This window comes from Agrobacterium rosae (assembly GCF_002915175.1).
Taxonomy (GTDB): Bacteria; Pseudomonadota; Alphaproteobacteria; order Rhizobiales; family Rhizobiaceae; genus Agrobacterium; species Agrobacterium rosae.
Window position 1 is genome coordinate 1 of sequence record NZ_NXEJ01000021.1, and the last position, 2206, is coordinate 2206.

Annotated in this window: 2 protein-coding genes; both read right to left on the reverse strand. The window is 56.2% G+C overall.

What is annotated here, in order from left to right:
* Nucleotides 1-206: 206 nt before the first annotated feature.
* Nucleotides 207-728, reverse strand: a complete 522-nt coding sequence (locus CPJ18_RS26495; RefSeq protein WP_167397989.1) for a cytochrome b — start codon at nucleotides 726-728, stop codon at nucleotides 207-209.
* Between the two features lie 1028 nt (nucleotides 729-1756).
* The gene (locus CPJ18_RS26505) at nucleotides 1757-2116 is read right to left on the reverse strand and encodes a mobilization protein (RefSeq protein ID WP_197710920.1); all 360 of its coding nucleotides are present in this window, start codon (nucleotides 2114-2116) and stop codon (nucleotides 1757-1759) included.
* Nucleotides 2117-2206 lie beyond the last annotated feature (90 nt).

Consider the following 2206-nt stretch of genomic DNA (forward strand, 5'->3'; position numbering starts at 1 on the left):
GGTACTGGAGAACCTTACACAGTTCAACCAAAACAACAATTGCAAGAAATCCCGATAGAGCGTTGAGACACATCAAACAAAGGCTTCCGCTGCGATCCGTCAGCTTTCAACCACGACGCTGTTTCGGTGCCTGCTTCGGTGCTGGATTGGGTGTCGCAAGCGTCAGCGTCGCTCACCAGTCGCGACGCTTTTGTCCAGCCTCCCCGTCATGCGACCAAGCGTTCGTCCTTCCACCTGAACTGGTGCACGAGCGCCATGATGACATGGCCAGCTATCAGGATCGACAGACACCAGGCCAGCAGCCCGTGAAGGAGATGGGCCGGTGTCATCATCCACGACACCTCCACCCCACTTGCCGGGATCCACGGTTCCCAGCCCTTGCCGCTGCCATAGGCCCGCAACAGAGCCAGTCCCGGAATGGTAAACATCAGGACATAGAAACTGACGTGAACGGCAACAGCTGCGCGACCGGATACGCTTTGCGATTGGACCGGTCGACGCTTGCGATTGACGAGTGCCCGGATGGCACGGATGACAACAAGGCCGATCACCAGCAGGCCGACGGTGCCATGACCAGGCCCCAACGATGTCACAGGTGTCACCCAGTCCTTATCACCGAACAAACGCCACGTCACGATGACGAGAAACTGCCAGATCAGCAGATACGCCATGGTCCAATGCAGCAACAGGCTGACCAATCCATAACGGTCCGGTCTGTCCATCCACATGCGAGAATTCCTATTTGTCATTGCCTGCCTCTAGCCGCCGTCGACGGAGAGCGCAACGGATGGATACGACCGAGAGCAGTCGTTGGGATCTTGGCCTGGGTCCCCCTCACCCATTGGTGCCGGACGCACGCCCGTCCTGCCGGTCACTACGGCGCTATGGGGAGCGCGTTCCCGTCAGGACAGGCTCATCGCTCGATCCTCTCTCCCGTCCCGCCCCTGCAGGTTTCAAGCACGCCATATCCGTTGAAGCGGGGGGCGGTGCGTCAAATCAATGGTCACTCGGTCTAGAACCAAAATTCCACACCTTCGAATTTTGCAATATTGAGGTTTGCGCAATCGCCATCAGACGGCAGTGGCTGCAGCAAAAAGACAGGGTGTTGAAGTCGAATTTTTTTGGGGAGCGCTATCCCGGAGATAGTTTTGCAGCCTGGAAATTTCCGAAACAATGAATTGGGGTCGGGCCTATTGGTTCTCGACAGTCCCGTTACCGTCCAAAATTATCGTGGTGGACGTGCGGATGTTCTACGCCATCAAGTGATGCCACGATCAGGCGAAAACGGACAGAAAAACCAGCCGACGCTAAGACACACCATGGTGGTGCGTTGGCTTCCCAGAACCAGGCGTTTGGAAACCCTCGATCTTTGCACATCGAGGGTTTTTGACGTTCAGTTCACTGGCATTGCACTCGTCGTGCCGCACTTTGCAAATTTACCCTTTGTGTCTTTGCACTGAACGACTTTTTTCTGGACCGGTTCGCACTTCACAAACTTGCCTTTCGCGTCTCTGCATTGCTCAGCGCCGGCCGGCGCAGCAACAAAGGAGATCAAAGCGACGCTAACCAAGATCGATTTCCACATGTTCAAATTCCTCCAGGCCCGGATGAGCCACGCTATTGATAGACCGGTCAGACAGAAATGCTAGATGCGCTCCTGGGCTGTCAAGATGGAAACCGAGCCACAATTTGACTTGTTGCGACCGTTGGACCGGTATCGTCTCTTGGACTTTTGACCTCTCTCCGCACGAGCGGTTCAAATGCGAACGGTCTTGAGTGGGTCCCCATCCAAATCGCTGTCTTCATGATTGTCTTTGCTGCCGGTGGCACCGGTCGCCTCTTGTCTCTGCACCGTCTGGCATCCGCCCAGCAGATCTGCAAACAACGCACGATCGGCATCACGACTGAGAAACGCAGGTAGCTGGGTTCCAAGCCATCGCTTCAGGTCGTTAGGCTCGCTGGTATCACCATCCTGCGCCAGCCGCTCCAGCAAAAACGAACCGAGCAATATCTTGCGCCGGGTTTCCTGCGCACGCTCTTGCCTGTCCAGTCGCGATTGCAAGGCGCGCTTGCGCTCTTGGAGCTCTTTGATGCGTTGCGCGATCGGCTTTCTCATCGTGGTGTCCTCCTTTGACAGTCCGGCCTTGGGGCTATTCGAACTCCAATCTCTCAGGTCCCGCAACATGCAGATCTGCACGTCGCCGGC